General features: G+C 50.0%; 14 protein-coding genes and 5 tRNA genes. 18 read left to right on the forward strand and 1 reads right to left on the reverse strand.

The window, feature by feature from the left end; all coding sequences use genetic code 11:
• Window positions 1–282: 282 nt before the first annotated feature.
• From hutC to EA58_RS11915, 18 genes are all read left to right on the forward strand, one after another.
• Window positions 283–990: a histidine utilization repressor gene (gene hutC / locus EA58_RS11830; RefSeq protein ID WP_036752873.1), complete on the forward strand. Its 708-nt coding sequence runs from the start codon at window positions 283–285 to the stop codon at window positions 988–990.
• Window positions 991–1,252: 262 nt separating this feature from the next.
• Complete coding sequence (hutI, locus tag EA58_RS11835; protein ID WP_051642042.1) at window positions 1,253–2,509, forward strand: imidazolonepropionase; 1,257 nt, start codon at window positions 1,253–1,255, stop codon at window positions 2,507–2,509.
• Entirely contained in the window at window positions 2,494–3,495 is a 1,002-nt protein-coding gene (hutG, locus tag EA58_RS11840) for a formimidoylglutamase (protein WP_036752875.1), read from the forward strand. The genes hutI and hutG overlap by 16 nt, the downstream gene beginning before the upstream one ends.
• Window positions 3,496–3,519: 24 nt before the next feature.
• Window positions 3,520–5,202 (forward strand): urocanate hydratase, encoded by a 1,683-nt coding sequence (gene hutU, locus EA58_RS11845; RefSeq protein ID WP_036752877.1) that lies wholly within the window; start codon window positions 3,520–3,522, stop codon window positions 5,200–5,202.
• Between the two features lie 20 nt (window positions 5,203–5,222).
• On the forward strand, window positions 5,223–6,755 hold the full coding sequence (hutH, locus tag EA58_RS11850; RefSeq protein WP_036752879.1) for a histidine ammonia-lyase: 1,533 nt from the start codon (window positions 5,223–5,225) through the stop codon (window positions 6,753–6,755).
• Window positions 6,756–7,215: 460 nt separating this feature from the next.
• Window positions 7,216–8,085: a fructosamine kinase family protein gene (locus EA58_RS11855; protein ID WP_036752881.1), complete on the forward strand. Its 870-nt coding sequence runs from the start codon at window positions 7,216–7,218 to the stop codon at window positions 8,083–8,085.
• Window positions 8,086–8,182: 97 nt separating this feature from the next.
• Window positions 8,183–8,836 carry a hexitol phosphatase HxpB gene (gene hxpB, locus EA58_RS11860; protein ID WP_036752883.1) on the forward strand — a complete coding sequence of 218 codons (654 nt, stop codon included), beginning with the start codon at window positions 8,183–8,185 and terminating at the stop codon, window positions 8,834–8,836.
• A gap of 452 nt (window positions 8,837–9,288) precedes the next feature.
• Window positions 9,289–9,492 carry a CPXCG motif-containing cysteine-rich protein gene (locus tag EA58_RS11865; protein ID WP_036752886.1) on the forward strand — a complete coding sequence of 68 codons (204 nt, stop codon included), beginning with the start codon at window positions 9,289–9,291 and terminating at the stop codon, window positions 9,490–9,492.
• A 259-nt stretch (window positions 9,493–9,751) separates the two neighbouring features.
• A complete protein-coding gene (locus tag EA58_RS11870; protein WP_036752889.1) occupies window positions 9,752–10,477 on the forward strand; it encodes a riboflavin synthase in 726 nt (241 codons plus the stop codon).
• Between the two features lie 441 nt (window positions 10,478–10,918).
• Window positions 10,919–12,787, forward strand: coding sequence for a sensor domain-containing diguanylate cyclase (locus EA58_RS11875; protein ID WP_036753029.1), 1,869 nt, complete (start codon window positions 10,919–10,921; stop codon window positions 12,785–12,787).
• Window positions 12,788–12,891: 104 nt separating this feature from the next.
• Entirely contained in the window at window positions 12,892–14,262 is a 1,371-nt protein-coding gene (locus tag EA58_RS11880; RefSeq protein WP_036752892.1) for an MATE family efflux transporter, read from the forward strand.
• A 116-nt stretch (window positions 14,263–14,378) separates the two neighbouring features.
• Window positions 14,379–15,437, forward strand: coding sequence for a DUF3080 domain-containing protein (locus EA58_RS11885; RefSeq protein WP_051642044.1), 1,059 nt, complete (start codon window positions 14,379–14,381; stop codon window positions 15,435–15,437).
• Window positions 15,438–15,483: 46 nt separating this feature from the next.
• A complete protein-coding gene (locus EA58_RS11890; protein WP_036753032.1) occupies window positions 15,484–15,744 on the forward strand; it encodes a DUF5062 family protein in 261 nt (86 codons plus the stop codon).
• A gap of 160 nt (window positions 15,745–15,904) precedes the next feature.
• A tRNA-Val gene (locus EA58_RS11895) sits at window positions 15,905–15,981 on the forward strand.
• Between the two features lie 28 nt (window positions 15,982–16,009).
• A tRNA-Val gene (locus tag EA58_RS11900) sits at window positions 16,010–16,086 on the forward strand.
• 46 nt (window positions 16,087–16,132) lie between these two features.
• A tRNA-Val gene (locus tag EA58_RS11905) sits at window positions 16,133–16,209 on the forward strand.
• A 46-nt stretch (window positions 16,210–16,255) separates the two neighbouring features.
• A tRNA-Val gene (locus EA58_RS11910) sits at window positions 16,256–16,332 on the forward strand.
• 45 nt (window positions 16,333–16,377) lie between these two features.
• Window positions 16,378–16,454: transfer RNA gene (locus EA58_RS11915), tRNA-Val, on the forward strand.
• Window positions 16,455–16,597: 143 nt separating this feature from the next.
• Here EA58_RS11915 and EA58_RS11920 read toward each other — a convergent pair.
• Complete coding sequence (locus EA58_RS11920; RefSeq protein ID WP_235199605.1) at window positions 16,598–17,782, reverse strand: phage integrase central domain-containing protein; 1,185 nt, start codon at window positions 17,780–17,782, stop codon at window positions 16,598–16,600.
• Window positions 17,783–18,071: the final 289 nt, after the last annotated feature.

Below are 18,071 nucleotides of genomic sequence, written 5' to 3' on the forward strand. Positions count from 1 at the left end.
TAATCCTTTGTTCAGTGGTGCCACATACCAAGTAGCACATGCAATTTTTTGTTTGACCGTCTGCCAAGATGCAGTACGGTGATGAGAAATTGTCTGTTTCGGTTTGAATTTTGGTACAAATCAAAATTGCTGACCCCAGACAGAAGGCGAATTGTAATAGATTGACTCACAAAACTAAAGCCGCAAAAGACTTGTGGGATGTGAGTCACTTGCAAAAAAGGGTAAAAGTTGCTTTCATTTGTATAGGCAATTTAAAGTCGAGCACGACTCAGAGACAACACCATGGCAAACGCACCGCGTTATCAGCAAATTAAAGATTACCTCGATCAGAAGATTCAGAGTCGCGAGTGGCCCCCGGGCCATAAAATTCCCACCGAAATTGAGCTGTCTGAACAATTTGAAGTCAGCCGGATGACGGCGAATAAAGCCATCAAAGAGTTAGTCAATGAAGGCTATCTGGAGCGGACGCCGCGTTTAGGTACTTTTGTCTGTAACAAAAAAGCCGAATCCCCGTTGATGGAAATCCGCAATATTGCAGCGGAAGTCACCAGCCGGGGACATCAGTACTCCAGTAAAGTGATCACCCAAAAGCAAGTCAAAGCCCGTGATGATATCGCATTGCGTCTGGGGGTGCGTCATGACACCACGGTCTACTTTACCCAAATTGTCCATTACGAAAACAGTGTCCCGATTCAACTCGAAGAACGCTGGGTCAATCCGTATTTTGCGCCAGACTACATTCAGCAGGATTTTACAACACAAACACCCAATGAATACCTGATGCAAACCTGCCCACTCAGTGACATCGAGCATACGGTTGAAGCCATTTTACCCCCGCCGCACATCAGTGCACTGCTGGAAATCACAGACGCGTCTCCATGCCTGCTTTTGAATCGCCGCACCTGGAGCAGTACCAATCTCATCAGTACAGCTCTGCTCTATCATCCGGGCGACAAATACAAGCTCAGTTCCAGAACCCGAGTCAGTTAAACTGCAGCGGCAGCTCCATTCACACTCGACACCACAAGCCATCTCAGCTATCTGACTGATGTATAAAGCCTGAATATCATTTTCAGGCTTTTTGTCTACCACCCACATGCCTTCTTTTACCCACCACAAACACTGTATTCTCAGCGCCTGTTAATAGAATCATTCAATATTGATCACATTTTTATTACATGGTGTCTTGAGTTTTATCTCATTTCAGACTTTAATTTGTATATACATAAACAACCCCAAGAGATGCAGCGCAATGGAACGCATTCTGACCAATCTGAAACTTGTCACCCTGGAGCCGGATCACGGTTATCATGTGATTGATAACGCGATGGTGATCATCCGCCAGGGCAAGATCAGCTATGCGGGATCGTATCAGGCAGACCAACTCAACCATGCTGACAGTCAGGCTGAGCTTGTAGATTGCCAGCAAGCACTGGTGACACCGGGATTTATCGACTGCCACACGCATCTTATCTTTGCAGGCAATCGCGCCAATGAGTTTGAGCAACGCCTGAATGGTGTGCCCTACGAAGACATTGCCAAAGCTGGTGGCGGTATCTTGTCCACGGTACGGGCAACGCGCGAAGCGACTGAAGACGAACTGTTCGAACTGGCCATGGCACGCTTAGCCGGCTTGAAGCGTGACGGCGTCACAACTGTAGAAGTCAAATCTGGCTATGGCCTGACCACAGAAGATGAGCTGAAAATGCTGCGTGTTGCGCGTCGTATCGGTGAACAGGCAGATATCAAAGTCTCGACCACACTATTGGCAGCCCATGCTCTGCCCCCAGAATTCGCCGGTCGCAGTGATGCTTACATTGACTTAGTCTGTGATGAAATCATTCCGGCTGCCGCACAAGAGAATCTGGCTGATGCGGTCGATGTGTTCTGCGAAGGCATTGGTTTCTCCCCTACCCAATGCGAGCGCGTTTTCAAGGCAGCGATCAAACACGGCCTGATGATCAAAGGCCACACCGAGCAGCTGTCGAATTTGGGCGGAAGTGCACTCGCCGCTGAAATGGGTGCAAAGTCAGTCGACCATATTGAATATCTGGATGAAGCGGGTGTGGAAGCACTGGCGAAACACAACACGGTTGCGACGCTCCTGCCTGGTGCCTTCTATTTCCTGCGTGAAACCCAGCAGCCGCCGGTCGCGTTGTTAAGAGAAAAACGTGTGCCGATGGCAATTTCCACCGATTTCAATCCGGGAACATCCCCGATTGCTTCCCTGAGAACCATGATGAACATGGCCTGCACTTTCTTTCGTCTGACCCCCGAAGAGTGTCTCCGAGGAGTCACCGTGAATGCGGCACAGGCACTGGGACTGAGTGAAACATGCGGGCAAATCCGAGAAGGCATGGCTGCCGATCTGGCGCTCTGGCGAGTCAGTTCACCAGCAGAATTATCTTATCGCATGGGTGTCCCGGATTTGATTGCCCGCGTCGTCGACGGCGAATTCTTCTATCAACCTGAAAATCAGTCACAGGAGGCTGTATGCCGATTGATATGAGTGTCTGGCAAGGACGCAGTGATCCTGAAGACGGGAACAAAGGACTGCGCTGGCACGAGAAAGTTCAGCCAGCCGACATTGCCAATGACAGCGGCATCATGCTGCTGGGCTTTGCCTGCGACGAAGGCGTCTCCCGCAATAAAGGTCGTACCGGGGCCTATGATGCGCCGGTTGCCATTCGCCGCGCACTGGCCAATCTGGCCTGGCATCACGAAGGGCCGATCTATGACGGTGGCAACATCAGTTGCGACGACAGCAACCTGGAACTGGCGCAACATCGCCTGTCTGAAGATGTCAGCCGTGCCCTGCGTCAGAAACACAAAGTGATTGTGTTTGGTGGCGGTCATGAAGTGGCCTGGGGATCGTTTCAGGGCATCGGTCACTACCTGCTGCAAAAACAGCATGTCTCATCAGAAGGCAACGCTGAAGCACCACGTATTGGCATCATTAACTTCGATGCCCACTTTGACCTGCGCAACCCGCCGGGTGGTCAGCAGTCTCAGAAAGGCAGCTCAGGCACACCTTTTCATCAGGCAGCCCGTTTTTGTGAAATGAACAACTGGCCATTCAAATACGCCTGTCTGGGGCTGGCGCGAACCAGCAACACAGAAGCACTCTATGAAAAAGCGGACCGGCTTGGCGTGTTTTATAAAGATGACCACGAACTGAACTATCAGAAGATTGAACAGACGCTGGTCGAACTGCAACGTTTCATTGATCAGTGCGATTACCTTTATCTGACCATTGATCTGGATGTTTTCCCGGCCTCAGTGGCTCCGGGCGTGAGCGCACCGGCAGCACGCGGCGTGCCTTTCGACATCGTAGAAATGCTGCTGGAACCTATTTTAAAAGCCAGAACGCCAAAAGGTGAATCGAAGATCCTGGTCGCGGATCTGGCTGAGTACAACCCTCGATTTGACATTGATAATCAAACTGCACGGTTAGCTGCACGGCTGACCTGGACTATCGCCCGCGCGATTCGTTAATCGAAGAGCGGCAAGGAGAGCAAAATGACACAACATCATTCACGACTGGATACCACACGTACCATCAAAGCACCGACCGGCACCACACTGAATGCCAAATCATGGCTGACAGAAGCCCCGCTGCGCATGCTGATGAACAACCTGCATCCGGATGTCGCTGAACACCCGCATTCACTGGTGGTTTACGGTGGGATTGGCCGTGCAGCCCGTAACTGGGAATGTTATGACAAGATTGTGGAAGTCCTGAAACGTCTGGAAGACGACGAAACACTGCTGGTTCAGTCCGGTAAGCCTGTCGGTGTTTTCAAAACCCACAGCAACGCACCACGCGTGCTGATCGCAAACTCCAACATCGTGCCGCATTGGGCAAACTGGGAACACTTCAACGAGCTGGATAAAAAAGGCCTGATGATGTACGGCCAGATGACAGCAGGCAGTTGGATCTACATCGGCTCTCAGGGCATCGTTCAGGGCACTTACGAAACCTTCGTTGCCATGGCGCGCCAGCACTTTAACGGTGATGCTTCCGGTCGCTGGATCCTGACAGGTGGTCTGGGCGGTATGGGTGGCGCTCAGCCGCTGGCTGCAACCATGGCCGGTTTCTCCATGATTGCCGTTGAGTGTGACGAATCCCGGATCGATTACCGCCTGCGTACCGGTTATGTTGACTGTAAAGCAACAACGCTGGATGAAGCACTGGCAATCATCGAAGAAGCAAAACAAACCGGTAAGCCGGTGTCTGTTGGCCTGCTGGGCAATGCCGCTGACGTTTTCCCTGAACTGGTGAAACGCGGTATCGTACCTGACTGCACCACAGACCAAACCTCTGCCCACGATCCACTGAATGGCTATCTGCCACAAGGCTGGACCATGGCACACGCGGCAGAAATGCGTCAGAAAGACGAAGCTGCGGTTGTGAAAGCAGCGAAACAATCCATGGCGGTTCAGGTTCAGGCGATGCTGGATCTGCAAAAAGCCGGCTCTGCAACCGTCGACTACGGCAACAACATCCGTCAGATGGCACTGGAAGAAGGCGTTGAAAACGCATTTGATTTCCCGGGATTTGTGCCTGCGTACATCCGCCCGCTGTTCTGTGAAGGTGTCGGTCCGTTCCGTTGGGCAGCCCTGTCTGGCGATCCGGAAGATATCTACAAAACCGATCAGAAAGTAAAAGAGCTGATCCCGGATAACCCGCACCTGCACAACTGGCTGGACATGGCGCGTGAGCGTATCCAGTTCCAGGGACTGCCGGCACGTATCTGCTGGGTTGGCCTGAAAGACCGTGCCCGCCTGGGTCTGGCATTCAACGAAATGGTGCGCAACGGCGAGCTGAAAGCTCCGATCGTCATTGGCCGTGACCACCTGGATTCAGGTTCTGTCTCCAGCCCGAACCGCGAAACTGAAGGCATGATGGACGGTTCAGACACTGTCTCCGACTGGCCACTGCTGAATGCCCTGCTGAACACCGCTTCCGGTGCAACCTGGGTATCACTGCACCACGGTGGTGGTGTGGGTATGGGCTTCTCCCAGCATTCCGGCATGGTGATTGTGTGTGACGGAACAGACGAAGCCGAAGAGCGCATTCGTCGTGTTCTGCGCAACGACCCGGGTACAGGTGTCATGCGTCACGCAGACGCTGGCTACGACATTGCGATCAACTGTGCCAAAGAGCAGGGCCTGGATCTGCCAATGATCACTGACAAATAATTCGAGCAGGAACAATGATTATGTATCAATTAGAAATCATCCCGGGAAAACTGAACCTAAAGCAGCTGCGTGAAGTGAGCCGCAACCCGGTGAAATTGTCTCTGCATGACTCGGCGCTGGCAGGCATGAAAGCCAGCACTGACGCAGTTGAAAAAATCATTCGTGAAGACCGCGTGGTCTACGGGATTAACACAGGATTTGGCCTGCTGGCCAACACTCGTATTGCGGTGGAAGATTTGGAAACCCTGCAACGCAGTATCGTGCTCTCGCACGCTGCAGGGATCGGCGAATTCATGAATGACGCCACCGTGCGTCTGATGATGGTGCTGAAAATCAATAGCCTATCCCGTGGTTTCTCCGGTATTCGCCCTGAAGTCGTCAATGCCCTGATCACGCTGGTCAATGCCGAAGTCTACCCATGCATTCCGAAAAAAGGTTCTGTGGGTGCTTCCGGTGACCTGGCACCACTGGCGCACATGAGCACCGTCCTGTTGGGCGAAGGTCAGGCGCGTCACAATGGCGAAATCATTTCTGGTGCCGAGGCGCTGAAAGTTGCTGGTCTGACGCCAATTACTCTGGCACCAAAAGAAGGACTAGCCTTGCTGAACGGTACCCAAGCCTCGACTGCATTTGCACTCGAAGGTCTGTTTGCTGCAGAAGATCTGTTCTCAGCAGCAACCGTCTGCGGTGCAATGTCGGTCGATGCAGCACTGGGCAGCCGCCGTCCGTTCGACCCGCGCATTCACAGTGTCCGTGGTCATCGCAGCCAGATGGATGCCGCAACTGCGTACCGCCATATGCTGGATCACACCAGTGAAATCGGCAACTCGCACGTCGACTGTGAAAAAGTACAGGACCCGTATTCTCTGCGCTGTCAGCCACAGGTTATGGGGGCTTGCCTGCAGCAAATCCGTCAGGCAGCAGAGGTTCTTCTGGTCGAATCCAATGCAGTTTCTGACAACCCACTGGTATTTGCGGAAGACGATGACATCATTTCCGGTGGTAACTTCCATGCTGAACCCGTTGCGATGGCAGCCGATAATCTGGCGCTGGCAATTGCTGAAATCGGCAGCCTGTCTGAACGCCGCATGGCGCTATTGATTGACAGTGCTCTCAGCAAACTGCCACCTTTCCTGGTGGACAACGGCGGCGTGAACTCTGGTTTCATGATTGCACAGGTGACCTCAGCCGCACTGGCAAGCGAGAACAAAACCCTCGCCCACCCGGCATCTGTCGATAGCCTGCCAACCTCAGCAAATCAGGAAGACCATGTTTCTATGGCAACCTTTGCGGGTCGTCGTCTGGCTGACATGGCTGAAAACACCCGGGGTATCCTGGCCGTCGAACTGCTGGCGGCAGCTCAGGGTCTGGACTTCCGTACACCAAACAAAAGCTCTGAGCGCATTGAAGAAGCGAAATCTCGCTTGCGTGAACGTGTCAGCTTCTACGATAAAGACCGCTATTTCGCACCTGATATCGAAAAAGCCAATGCGTTGCTGCTGGAAGCCAGTTACAACAATCTGATGCCTGAAGCACTGTTGCCAAGTGTATAAGTCAACCAGACATGACACATAAAGAACGAAGCCGGGTCACTTCAAATCCCGGCTTTTTTGTACGTCCTTATCAGTTCCCTTCGCTTACCATCCGTTTGCTTCATAAACCAGCAACGCAGTTCAAAACTTTCGATTTCAGCCTCTGTATTTCAGTCCCGAATTTCACTGGAATAAACATCATTCTAATTTTTGCACTGCCAATGGTCTGTTTTTGCTCTTTAATCAGAAGAAACACAGGAAATAGTCTAAGCTGTGATGAGGTAGAGCCGGGGCAACTGATATAAATCAAAAAGAATGAATCGCATCAGACCATCATAGTCAATGACTATCGGCGAAAGTGCTGCGGTCTAACCTGTGCCCCTACAGATTTGGCGTCACTGTCTTTTCAATTCAGTCCGGTTGGACTGTGTTGTTCTGTTATTTGATCTGTACCCAAACTGGTTTGTACCCGGAGGATGCTATGTGGCAAGCGATTTCCGATCAGCTTTCAGATGTACTCGAACACCCCTTTACAATCCGAGAGCGGGATACCCTCCCCGGCGGGGATGTGAACGACTGCTACTGTATCAGCGACGGAGACCAGAGGTACTTCATCAAACTCAACGACAAAGAACATCTGCCCGTCTTTGAAGCCGAAGCAGAAAGTCTGCGTCTGTTACATGAAACCGGTTTTGTCACGGTCCCCATCAGCCGGTATATGGGCATCAGTCGGGACAAAGCTTTTCTGGTGCTGGATTTTCTCCCCATGAAAAGTATGGATACCGAAGCCGCACATACACTGGGGCAACAGCTGGCCCATTTACATCAATGGGGGGAGCAGCCTGAATACGGCTTCGATCTGGACAATTTTATTGGCCTCACACCTCAGCCCAATCAATGGCGGCGCAAATGGTGCCGTTTCTTTGCTGAACAGCGCATTGCCTGGCAGCTTCAGCTCTGTGAAGAAAAAGGCATTGAGTTTGGCAATATTGATGTCATGACCGGAAATGTGATTGAAATTCTGGCCGCACATCAGCCCAAACCTTCCCTGCTTCACGGCGATTTATGGCATGGCAATACAGCCCTGAGTGTCGACGGCCCGGTCATCTTCGATCCGGCCAGTTACTGGGGGGATCGGGAATGTGATATTGCCATGACAGAGCTTTTCGGTGGCTTTCCTGAAAGCTTTTACAATGGCTATCAGTCTGTCTTTCCTTTGGACGAAGGCTACAACCAGAGACGGGATTTATATAACCTTTACCATCTGTTAAATCACTGTAACCTCTTTGGTGGAGAGTATCTCGATCAGGTTGAACATGCGGTCCGCAAGCTGAACCTGAACAGCAGGTAAGCTCCCGCCATACACAGCAATATGACTACCGTCTTCAGGGCTGAAGTGATAAGGTTCACACTCTTTTTGTATCATTTCAGCCCAAGACAGGATTCAAATGTTAAAAGCCGCAATCTTTGATATGGACGGCCTTCTGGTCGATTCTGAACCTTTCTGGCAACGTGCTCAGATCGAGGTCTTTTCTTCCCTGGGAGTGAAAATCACTCAGCAGGACACCCTGGATACCATGGGACTGCGTATCGATCACATTGTGGATCATTGGTTTGATCGCCAGCCATGGCAAGGACCAAGCTGTCAGGAAGTCAACTCGATGATCACGAAACGCGTCGAAACCCTGGTTCAGGCGCACAAACCCATACTACCCGGCGTTCAGGAAGCACTGCAAACCTGTCAGGATCTGGGTCTGAAAGTTGCCCTGGCATCTTCTTCACCCATGAGTTTGATTCATGCCACGCTGGATGCGCTTTCACTGACCGAAGCATTCAGTGCACTGTTTTCAGCCGAACACCTGCGCTTTGGTAAACCTCACCCGGAAGTTTATCTCAATGCCGCAGATGCACTGGGTGTTGAACCCCATGAATGTGTCGCATTTGAAGATTCGCTCAATGGCCTGCTGGCCGTGAAAGCTGCCCGTATGAAAGGTATTGCCGTCCCGGAAGCCCATCATCGCGATGACCTGCGCTGGTCAATTGCCGATCGAAAACTTAACTCGCTGCTCGAAGTAAATAAAGAATTAATCGCCGGTCTTTAATCAGCTTCAGTGATGGTTAGCAGCTCTGTTGAAACAGGCAGAGTTGCTCATCAACTCATTTCTCATAACACGCAATGATTCCCTCCCTGTTGAGTCGATTTTGACTCCAAAAAATCAAGTTCGCTTCATACCTTCACACGCATGTCCATTGCTGGTTCTCGAAGTTGCCGGGCATCCGCCTGCCAATCCACAAAACTTCTCAGCAACTCAAAGTTTGCGGTTAATTCACGGCAAAAACTAATTCGGCTCGCTAGGATTAACTTAACGGTTTATCAATCGATTCCCCAATTCATGTCAGGGTGAGATGACGCAATCTCATCCCAGGTTCAGGTTCTGTGGCCACTCCCGAAACTGAGCCTTGAGATGCATGGGGAAATACCACTCTCCAGAAAAGGAAGTTGGAAGTTGTGTCTGTGTGCCATGGGTGTTCGGTACATGTTAAGGAGTATTCAATGAAGAATTACAGCGAGCAGAGCGTGATTTGTCCGCATTGTGGCCATCATATCCGCATTACGCTGGATACCAGTGCTGGCAGTCAGGAATTTTATGATGATTGTCCCGCGTGCTGTCATGCCATCCATCTGAACATGCAGGTTGATGACCTGCACAAAACCATTCATTTATTTGTGGATGCCGACGATGAGCAAATTTTCTAAACACTTCCCAGAGTGAGGAATCAGCACCGCCCTGCCCTATGGCAGGGCGAATTGTTTATGGTCAAACCCTGAAATGGCGTGAGGCCATCCTCCCGCTCGGCAGTATTTACAGCCGCCTGCATCGAGAGAGCAATTTCAGTCTTGAAAGCACCTCCTCATGACCGGTTCACTTCAGATGGCTTGATAGTTGTCGACATAAAAGCAAGAATACCAGCCAGATTTAGAAGACGCTCATGCCATCACTGTTGAGGAAACAAGCATGTTTACAGGTATTATTCAGTCCGTCGCCGTCATTACATCAGTGACTGACAACAAGGGAATCAGAACGTTTGACATTGAATTCAAGCCTGGCTTTTGTGAAAACCTGGAGATTGGTGCAAGCGTTGCTGTCGATGGTGTTTGCTTAACCGTGACCGAAATCATCTCTCCAACAAGAGTGACCTTTGACGTCATGCTAAAAAGCCTGGAAATTACGACGCTCAGCGAATACAAACAAAACCAAGCCGTCAATGTCGAGCGAGCGGCCAAAGACGGCGCAGAAATTGGGGGGCATCCCCTCTCTGGCCATGTTGATTTCAAAACATCTGTGCTTGATGTTCAACAAATCGACGAGAACTACCGTATCCGTATTTCTCTCTCTCGTGACTGGGCAAAATACATCTTCCCGAAAGGCTATATTGCTTTGAATGGTGCCAGCCTGACGGTTTCAGATGTCAATAAAAATGAAGGTTGGTTCGATGTCTGGCTCATCCCGGAAACCCGCAGAATGACGACCTTCGAAGAAAAGCAAAGCGGTTCAACCATCAATGTCGAAATTGAACGTGGCACACAAGTGGTCGTCGATACTGTCCGCGATGCAATTGACGAAAAAATGGGCGCATTGATGCCACTTTTCGAAAAGTTCCTCGCCTCGAACAACGCGGATATTGAATCGATTGGTCAGGCTGCACAAAAAGCGCTCTCTGATGCCGAACATAAGTCGTAATCAGCTTTGCATTCTCGTTGATATTTCAAACACATGTGGCTGAATCAGACGAGTTGCGAAAAACAATACCTGACCCAACTGCCTGTAGGCCAAATACGTTAGGGGGAAAGCCCTAACGTATCTTCAATCTGACCGCCTGCAAGATGTCCTCCAAATGACCCAATTTCTAAGCCCTCAAGGCGCCCATCTGGCACTCACCTCACACAAATCCGATAAAATAATTATTTGTTTAATTTCAATAGCTTACAATCAATAAAACACAGTTCATATCGACATTCTCCTGCCGTATGTAAAAGCATAAACAAGCTTCAACTCACAATTTGACCATAAAGTTAGAACAGCTGTCCCAAAAAGCTGTGACTTGATTGTATTGAGCCTGTCAAATACTTATCCTTACAAACCGTAATGTTTCGCAGCGGTATTTCGCTTATTTTCCTGACCATGTTTAAATCTCACACCAATCACTTGGGCTTTCGCATCCAGCTCACATTAACCACTGTCATTCTCCTGAGTGCCATTGGTGTAGGCATGATCTGGTACAGCAGTTCTGAACGCGCTATCACTCAGGCGATCGAAGGATTTTACCGCCAAAGCAATGATGTGGTGAAAGATCACTTAGATGAATTCTTTAACAATGTCCGGCTGATCTACAAGCAACAGGATCTGATGGCAGACGAGCTGGATACGATCGTTCAGGATAAAACGGAAATGCAGCGATACCTGACCGAATCCCTCAGAAAGCACCCAAACATAGAGCATTTTTATTTTGCCACGCCGAATGGCGGATTGAGCCTGATTGGCCGCGATCCCGACATCGTCCGCTTCAACTTACCTGAAAGCTACTCGAATTACTTTGAGTTCATCGAAACTGAACGCCCGGAAGCCGGTTATCTGCATCGCTACATTATTCACCCTTTGAAACGAGATAACATTCTGCTGAACAGTCAGGAATACTATGACGCCCGTAAACAACCCTGGTTCTTTCAGGCACTGGCCAATGACCAGGCTATATGGAGTGAGCTCATTAAACGTGAAGAGCAGCAAGGTGAGCTGGGCGTGACGTTATCAAAAGCAGAATACGATCAGGCTGGCGAGCTACTGGGTGTCTGGGGAATGGATATTGATTTAACCCCGCTGATTGATGAACTGGAGCGTATCAAGATCAGTCCAAACAGCGTGATCACCATTCTGGGTCGCCAGGGAACCATTCTGACCAGCACCCGACCGGATCACGTGGCCGCTTATGGAGAACTGAAAACCATTGATCCGCAACTCACGCCGCTACTCTATAAAGTCTGGAAATACAGATACGGGCACACAACCGATGTCAGCCCAGTCTACCGCTTTCACTGTCAGGGACAGTACTGGCTCAGCTATACCGGCTATTACACGCTGGACGGAGACGATCGAGTAACCATTGTCATGCTGTCACCGCTCAATGACTTCACCTCTGTCTTCATGACGGCCAAAGATACGGCCATCGTTCTGACTCTGGTGCTCATGATCATTGCTGCGATCTACGGATACTACGGCAACCGCTACATTCTGACGCCCATTCAGCGCCTGACGAATGCAATTAACAATATCAGCCGGGGTCAGTGGGGGCAGACACTGAACCTGAAACGCAGTGACGAGGTCGGTCAGTTGGCCGATGCCTTTGATGATATGAGTCGTCATCTGGAACAAACCATCACACATCTGGATCAGGAGCGTGAAAAAACCGCAAAGCTGAACCTGTTACTGGAGAAACAGAATCAGGAACTGGAAGCCAGAGTGACAGCCCGCACCGTTGCCCTGAAAGAAGCCAACAACCGCCTTGAGAAACTAGCTTTTTATGATCCCTTAACCAATGCGCCCAACCGCCGTTTTTTCTGGCAGCAATTCAACGAAATACGGGATCGTCAAGGATGCTGGCTGATGTTGCTGGATGTCGATGATTTCAAAAAATTAAATGACACATACGGGCATCAGGTGGGGGATCTGGCCCTACAGCATCTGGTCAACATCTGTAATGACACCTTTACTGAGCCTGACTTCATTGGGCGGATTGGCGGAGAGGAATTTGCCATTTGCTCACTCGCGCCAGATGAGATCACCGCACGCCGGCTTGCAGATAACCTGTTGCAGCGTCTCTCCTCGATACCTGTCTCTTTGGGAGACACTCAGATCACCATCACCGTCAGTATGGGAATCACCCAATGCGAACCGGGCAGTAAAGGCTGCTTTGGTATTGCAGACGGACTTTTATATCAAGCCAAACAATCGGGTAAAAACAAAGCACTGCTGATCAGTCTGGAGGAACGCAGGTAAGTGAGTGAGACTGATTGAATAAATCGTTGTCTGACTGAGGGAAGCCGATATAATCACTACTGAATACCATTCCAACAAGATATCCCTGCCCTCTGGAGCAATTTGTGCATTTTTATCGTCTTGAAACAAAGCGATTGCTTAAGCTCGCTATTCCCGTCCTGATCGCTTCTGTTGCCCAGACAGCGATGAGTTTTATTGATACCGTCATGGCCGGTAGCGTCAGCGCAACCGATATGGCCGCAGTCTCCGTCGCCTCCAGCATTTGGATGCCAGCGATCCTGTTTGGGATCGGTGTGCTGCTCGCGATGGTCCCCATCGTCGCGCAACTGAATGGTTCCGGACAAAAAGACAAAATTCCTTTTCAGGTTCAGCATAGTTTTCTTTTGGCACTCCTCCTGTCTGTTCCTGTCATTCTGGTGCTTTATAACGCGGGCATGCTTATCGATTATATGGCACTTGAAAGCGTGTTATCAGAGAAAACGATTGGTTACCTGCATGCGGTTCTTTATGCCGTGCCGGCACTCTTTCTGTTTCAGGCTTTACGTAGCTTCTCAGAGGGTTTATCCCTGACTGTACCGGGTATGGTCATTGGGTTCATCGGCCTGCTGGCCAATATTCCGCTGAACTGGGTGTTTGTCTACGGTAAATTTGGCGCACCGGCACTGGGCGGCGTAGGCTGCGGTGTTGCGACAGCCATTGTCTACTGGCTGATGTTCTTTGCCATGCTGGTCTATGTTCTGGTGAACAAAAAGCTCAACCGGATTGGCTTGTTTGTGACCTGGCACAAGCCTGAAGTCGATACAGTCACCCGCCAGTTCAAGCTGGGTTTCCCCATTGCGGCCGCACTGTTTTTTGAAGTCTCACTCTTTGCCGCCATTGCGCTGCTGATTGCACCACTCGGCTCCATTGTCGTGGCCGCACATCAGATTGCGATTAACTTCTCCTCGCTGGTCTTCATGCTGCCCATGAGTCTGGGCGCAGCGACCAGCATCCGGGTTGGGCATCAGCTGGGGGAGAAAAACTTCGATGGCGCCAGAATTTCCAGCCATTGTGGCATCTGGCTGGGAGTTGCTGTTTCCCTGACCACCGCGGTACTCACCGTCATTTTCCGCGAACCCATCGGATTGCTTTATACCGATAATCCGGAAGTCGTCAGTCTTGCTGCGCAGTTATTATTCCTGGCCGCGGTTTACCAATGTAGTGATGCCATTCAGGTAGTCGCTGCCGGCGCACTCCGGGGATATAAAGACATGCAGGCTATTTTCGTCCGCACCTTTATCGCCTACTGGATTTTTGGCCTGCCAACCGGTTATATCCTGGGGATGACACATTTGATCACCGAACCAATGGGCCCACACGGTTTCTGGATTGGTAACATCGTCGGTCTGACTGCCGCTGCAATCATGCTGACCACGCGTTTATTGTGGTTACAGCGTCAGGACCACGACTTCCAGCTAGCCCTGTCAGTCCGCTGATCCGAGCTTTGAAACCTGACGACGTTTTATGAAAGGCAGCAAAGGCTGCCTTTTTCTTTGGCTGAAAAGTCAGCATGTTAGCGTATACTTTGAAAAAACAGACTTAAGAATCGGCCATGGTTTTTGATATCCGTGATTTTTCCAGCCTGAAAATCGTCCTGCTGTCACTTTGCCTCACCCTGCTGAGTGGCTGTGACAAGTCGTCGTCCGACAGTCATTTCGCAAATTATACAGAGCGTCTGGCGTCGATTCTGGACGCCAGTGCACCTGAGCCACCCAACACAAAAATCCCCCCATTACCGGAAGTGAGCGAGCTGCTTCAACGCACGGAAGATGTCCGTATGGGCCTGTTTGATGCCTACGAATTGAGAGCATGTGGCCTGTTTCAATTGATTGCGGAACGGAACTCTGTGCTGGGCAAAGTTCAGGACCGAACCCGGCAACTTCGCTACGAACTGCTCTTGCTGGACGGTATCGGTCATTGCCTTGCAACGCTGCCTGAGAACAAGAAGCTACAAACTCAGTTGCTTGAGGTCCAGCACACCAAACAAATCGATTTACCCAAATATTTCTGGAACATGCTGCTCACCGGTGATGAATGGCAGAAACAATTCAAGCCGACCCATATCCCTTTCCCATTGAACAAAATAGCCGGAGCATCAGAAAGTCAGCATGTTTTCAGCGGATTAGCCGAGATCGCCCGGCAGATCAGTGCAGGACAGACAGTCACTTCCCAAGCCGCCGACAGCCTGCTGACCTATCAGGCCGACATTCATACCTTCCGTTATCTCGGTCAGCTGTTTTATGCCATGGCCCGCGCCCGTGACTGGCTGAATACGGCCACCAGGCTATTAGAAAGCGAAGATTCGCAGGTAATGTGCGGCCCAAACCGAAACCAGCAACAAGCCGAATACCTGGAAAACGTGTTTTATACATTTTATGTCGGTGAAATTCAGCCTTATCTTGCCAAGCTCGACAGCCAGTACCAGAAAATTTCACCCGATCTGCAAGTGCTGTTTGCTACACCTGAGCGCCCGACAGCGATGGCTGACTATCAAACTTATTACATTGACGGCGAATTACACCGCCAGTTTCGTGAAGCCACGCTCAACCATGTGCATTACTGGCAGACACTCTTCAAACGCTGTGGGATAAAAGTCGGACAGCCCGGATAGCCTTCGCTATGCTTGATGAACAGAAATCGCGATGGAGCGTGACGCAATGAAAAAAATAAAAAATGAGCAGAAGTTACTGAAAAAAGCCATGGAATTGGGTATCGCCTTCGCCCGAAAGCAAGGATACGAGGATTTTGGCAAAGGCATCTCCGAAAAAGACAAAGTCGAATGCATCTACCGCCTGCTGGTTGATGTCAAACAAATCACCCCGCTTGCTCCGGATCAGGAAGATGGCCCCAACATGCGTCACAAACTGGCCATCTGGATTTCCCGGTTGTTGCCGCCGGATCATGAGTTATTGCAATAATTTGTCCCGAAAAACAATCACTCACTGACTGAAAGCGCATCAGGGCGTACAACTTGCAACCAAACAGTCACGAAAAATAAAAAAGCCAACTCAAACACTTGCACCGAAGGGAGTGAATCGCTAATATTCACCCCGTTCTGATGCAGAGCACTTCCATGATACGACCGTAGCTCAGCTGGTTAGAGCACCACCTTGACATGGTGGGGGTCGGTGGTTCGAGTCCACTCGGTCGTACCAAATTTCGCATTAGAATAACTTAAATTTCGCGTCTGTAGCTCAGCTGGTTAGAGTACCGCCTTGACATGGCGGGGGTCGGTGGTTCGAGTCCACTCAGACGCACCAAATTTAAATTTTTCTGTCTTACCTCTATTAGACAGGGAAATAAAAAGCGTCTGTAGCTCAGCTGGTTAGAGTATCGCCTTGACATGGCGGGGGTCGGTGGTTCGAGTCCACTCAGACGCACCAAATTTGAATGTTTCTGTCTTACCTCTATTAGACAGGGAAACAAAAAGCGTCTGTAGCTCAGCTGGTTAGAGTATCGCCTTGACATGGCGGGGGTCGGTGGTTCGAGTCCACTCAGACGCACCAAATTTGAATGTTTCTGTCTTACTTCTGTTAGACAGGGAAATAAAAGCGTCTGTAGCTCAGCTGGTTAGAGTATCGCCTTGACATGGCGGGGGTCGGTGGTTCGAGTCCACTCAGACGCACCATACACAGAGAAGCCCGTTCGAAAGAACGGGCTTTTTCTTTGCCTACTATCTAGGTCACCCTCAAATTTCGCATTAAAAAAACTAGGGGTAAATCGCCTGATTTACCCCTCTCAAAAATCGCCGGTTCCAAAATGGTTCCAAAACTATTTTGGAACCGGGGTACGAATCCCTATCTCACCAGCCGGAACCTGTACCCATTTTTCATGCCCTTCTTTGTACACTTTTGTGCTTCTGGCATCAGAATGAGCGGCTCTTGCCTGAGGGTCATAACCAGCTTTGTCGAACAAATGAATACTCAACCCACGCACTTCATGAAATGTCGGACGTTCGGTTTTATCCAAATGTTTCTTCACCCCTGCCAAATCCCGATAATGTGAAAATTTTCTGCTTAAGAATTTTCGATTTACCTGAGTCAAATGCTCACAATATTTACTCACTTCATTACTGATCTTCTCTGGCATTCGATGAACAACATATGCTGATGCAATATTATCTTTGCTATCGTCGATGATTTTCTTGAGTGACAACGTCACTGGAATCATGACCCGGCTCGATTCCTTCTTCTTTACTTTCTGACGGTGAATCTTCAAGTATCCAAATACCTGAATACCATTTTCTTCAACAGGCTCTTCAAGCCATTCAATATGGTCATAGCGTACAGCACAGACTTCAAGCGCTGCGTGCGTGGTTTCCAGGGACAGGTCCATTGCACAGCGAAGCCAGGGAGGTGCGATTCGCCAAATAGCCTTGTATTCCTCCAATGTGATCCTTTGCCGTAGTTTACTTTCGAGCGGTTTCCGTTTCTTCCGCTTTGCCGGGTTCTCCAGCATCACGCTGTCATCAACCGCATAGTCGAACACTTTAACCATCACAGATATCCAGCGGTTATAAACCTCGTTCGATTTGCCCTCAGCAAGCGTTTCAAGCACATGATTCACATCATGCAGGTCGATCACCATGCCAGGCTTATTCCCAATCACTTCCGCTAGTCTGCGAACCCGTGAAACGAAGTTTTTATAGGTTTCCTCAGATGGGTTCTCTTCTTCCTTGTAGCGTTTGAGAACACGTTTTAAGTACTGGGAAAATGGCGTCAGGCCTTTCTTCCTTCTACTCGTGATAAGGCTTGGGTTCACTTCATGAGTAATTTCAGCATCAATTCGGTAGGTCGCGTTATATCTGCGGGCTAAAGCGATGGCTCTTGATTTCTCGTTACCCAAAGACTTCCAGGTATTGTCAATGCGGCGGAATACATAGCCTTTCTCGCCTTTATGATAGAGACCTTCAGGAAGGTCTCTGAACTTCTTATTTCTAGGACGGGGCACGGTCACCTCTGTGTTTCTTAATGGCTTAGCAGGTCATCTAACATCTCATCCCCTGTCGCGTCTTTTTCCCGCTCCAGGTCGACGTAATAACAGCGCCCGATTCGCTTCCCAGGCAACGTACCCAAATCGATTTCCCTACGACAGACACGCACGCTGGGTGCCTGGCCATCGGGGAATCGCATTTTTCGCCATTCATTCAACTTAACCAGCATATTGAGCATTTCCTCTGCTGGGAATTTTTGATTCCGGGGGGAGAGGGATCCGAAATAACCTATGGACCTGTGGATGACACCTA

The organism is Photobacterium galatheae (genome assembly GCF_000695255.1).
GTDB classification, from domain to species: domain Bacteria; phylum Pseudomonadota; class Gammaproteobacteria; order Enterobacterales; family Vibrionaceae; genus Photobacterium; species Photobacterium galatheae.

Bases quoted from the DNA above. Each gene is read 5' to 3' on its own strand.
- hutC (WP_036752873.1), top strand. From the start codon at position 283: ATGGCAAACGCACCGCGTTATCAGCAAATTAAAGATTACCTCGATCAG.
- hutI (WP_051642042.1), top strand. From the start codon at position 1,253: ATGGAACGCATTCTGACCAATCTGAAACTTGTCACCCTGGAGCCGGAT.
- hutG (WP_036752875.1), top strand. From the start codon at position 2,494: ATGCCGATTGATATGAGTGTCTGGCAAGGACGCAGTGATCCTGAAGAC.
- hutU (WP_036752877.1), top strand. From the start codon at position 3,520: ATGACACAACATCATTCACGACTGGATACCACACGTACCATCAAAGCA.
- hutH (WP_036752879.1), top strand. From the start codon at position 5,223: ATGTATCAATTAGAAATCATCCCGGGAAAACTGAACCTAAAGCAGCTG.
- EA58_RS11855 (WP_036752881.1), top strand. From the start codon at position 7,216: ATGTGGCAAGCGATTTCCGATCAGCTTTCAGATGTACTCGAACACCCC.
- hxpB (WP_036752883.1), top strand. From the start codon at position 8,183: ATGTTAAAAGCCGCAATCTTTGATATGGACGGCCTTCTGGTCGATTCT.
- EA58_RS11865 (WP_036752886.1), top strand. From the start codon at position 9,289: ATGAAGAATTACAGCGAGCAGAGCGTGATTTGTCCGCATTGTGGCCAT.
- EA58_RS11870 (WP_036752889.1), top strand. From the start codon at position 9,752: ATGTTTACAGGTATTATTCAGTCCGTCGCCGTCATTACATCAGTGACT.
- EA58_RS11875 (WP_036753029.1), top strand. From the start codon at position 10,919: ATGTTTAAATCTCACACCAATCACTTGGGCTTTCGCATCCAGCTCACA.
- EA58_RS11885 (WP_051642044.1), top strand. From the start codon at position 14,379: ATGGTTTTTGATATCCGTGATTTTTCCAGCCTGAAAATCGTCCTGCTG.
- EA58_RS11890 (WP_036753032.1), top strand. From the start codon at position 15,484: ATGAAAAAAATAAAAAATGAGCAGAAGTTACTGAAAAAAGCCATGGAA.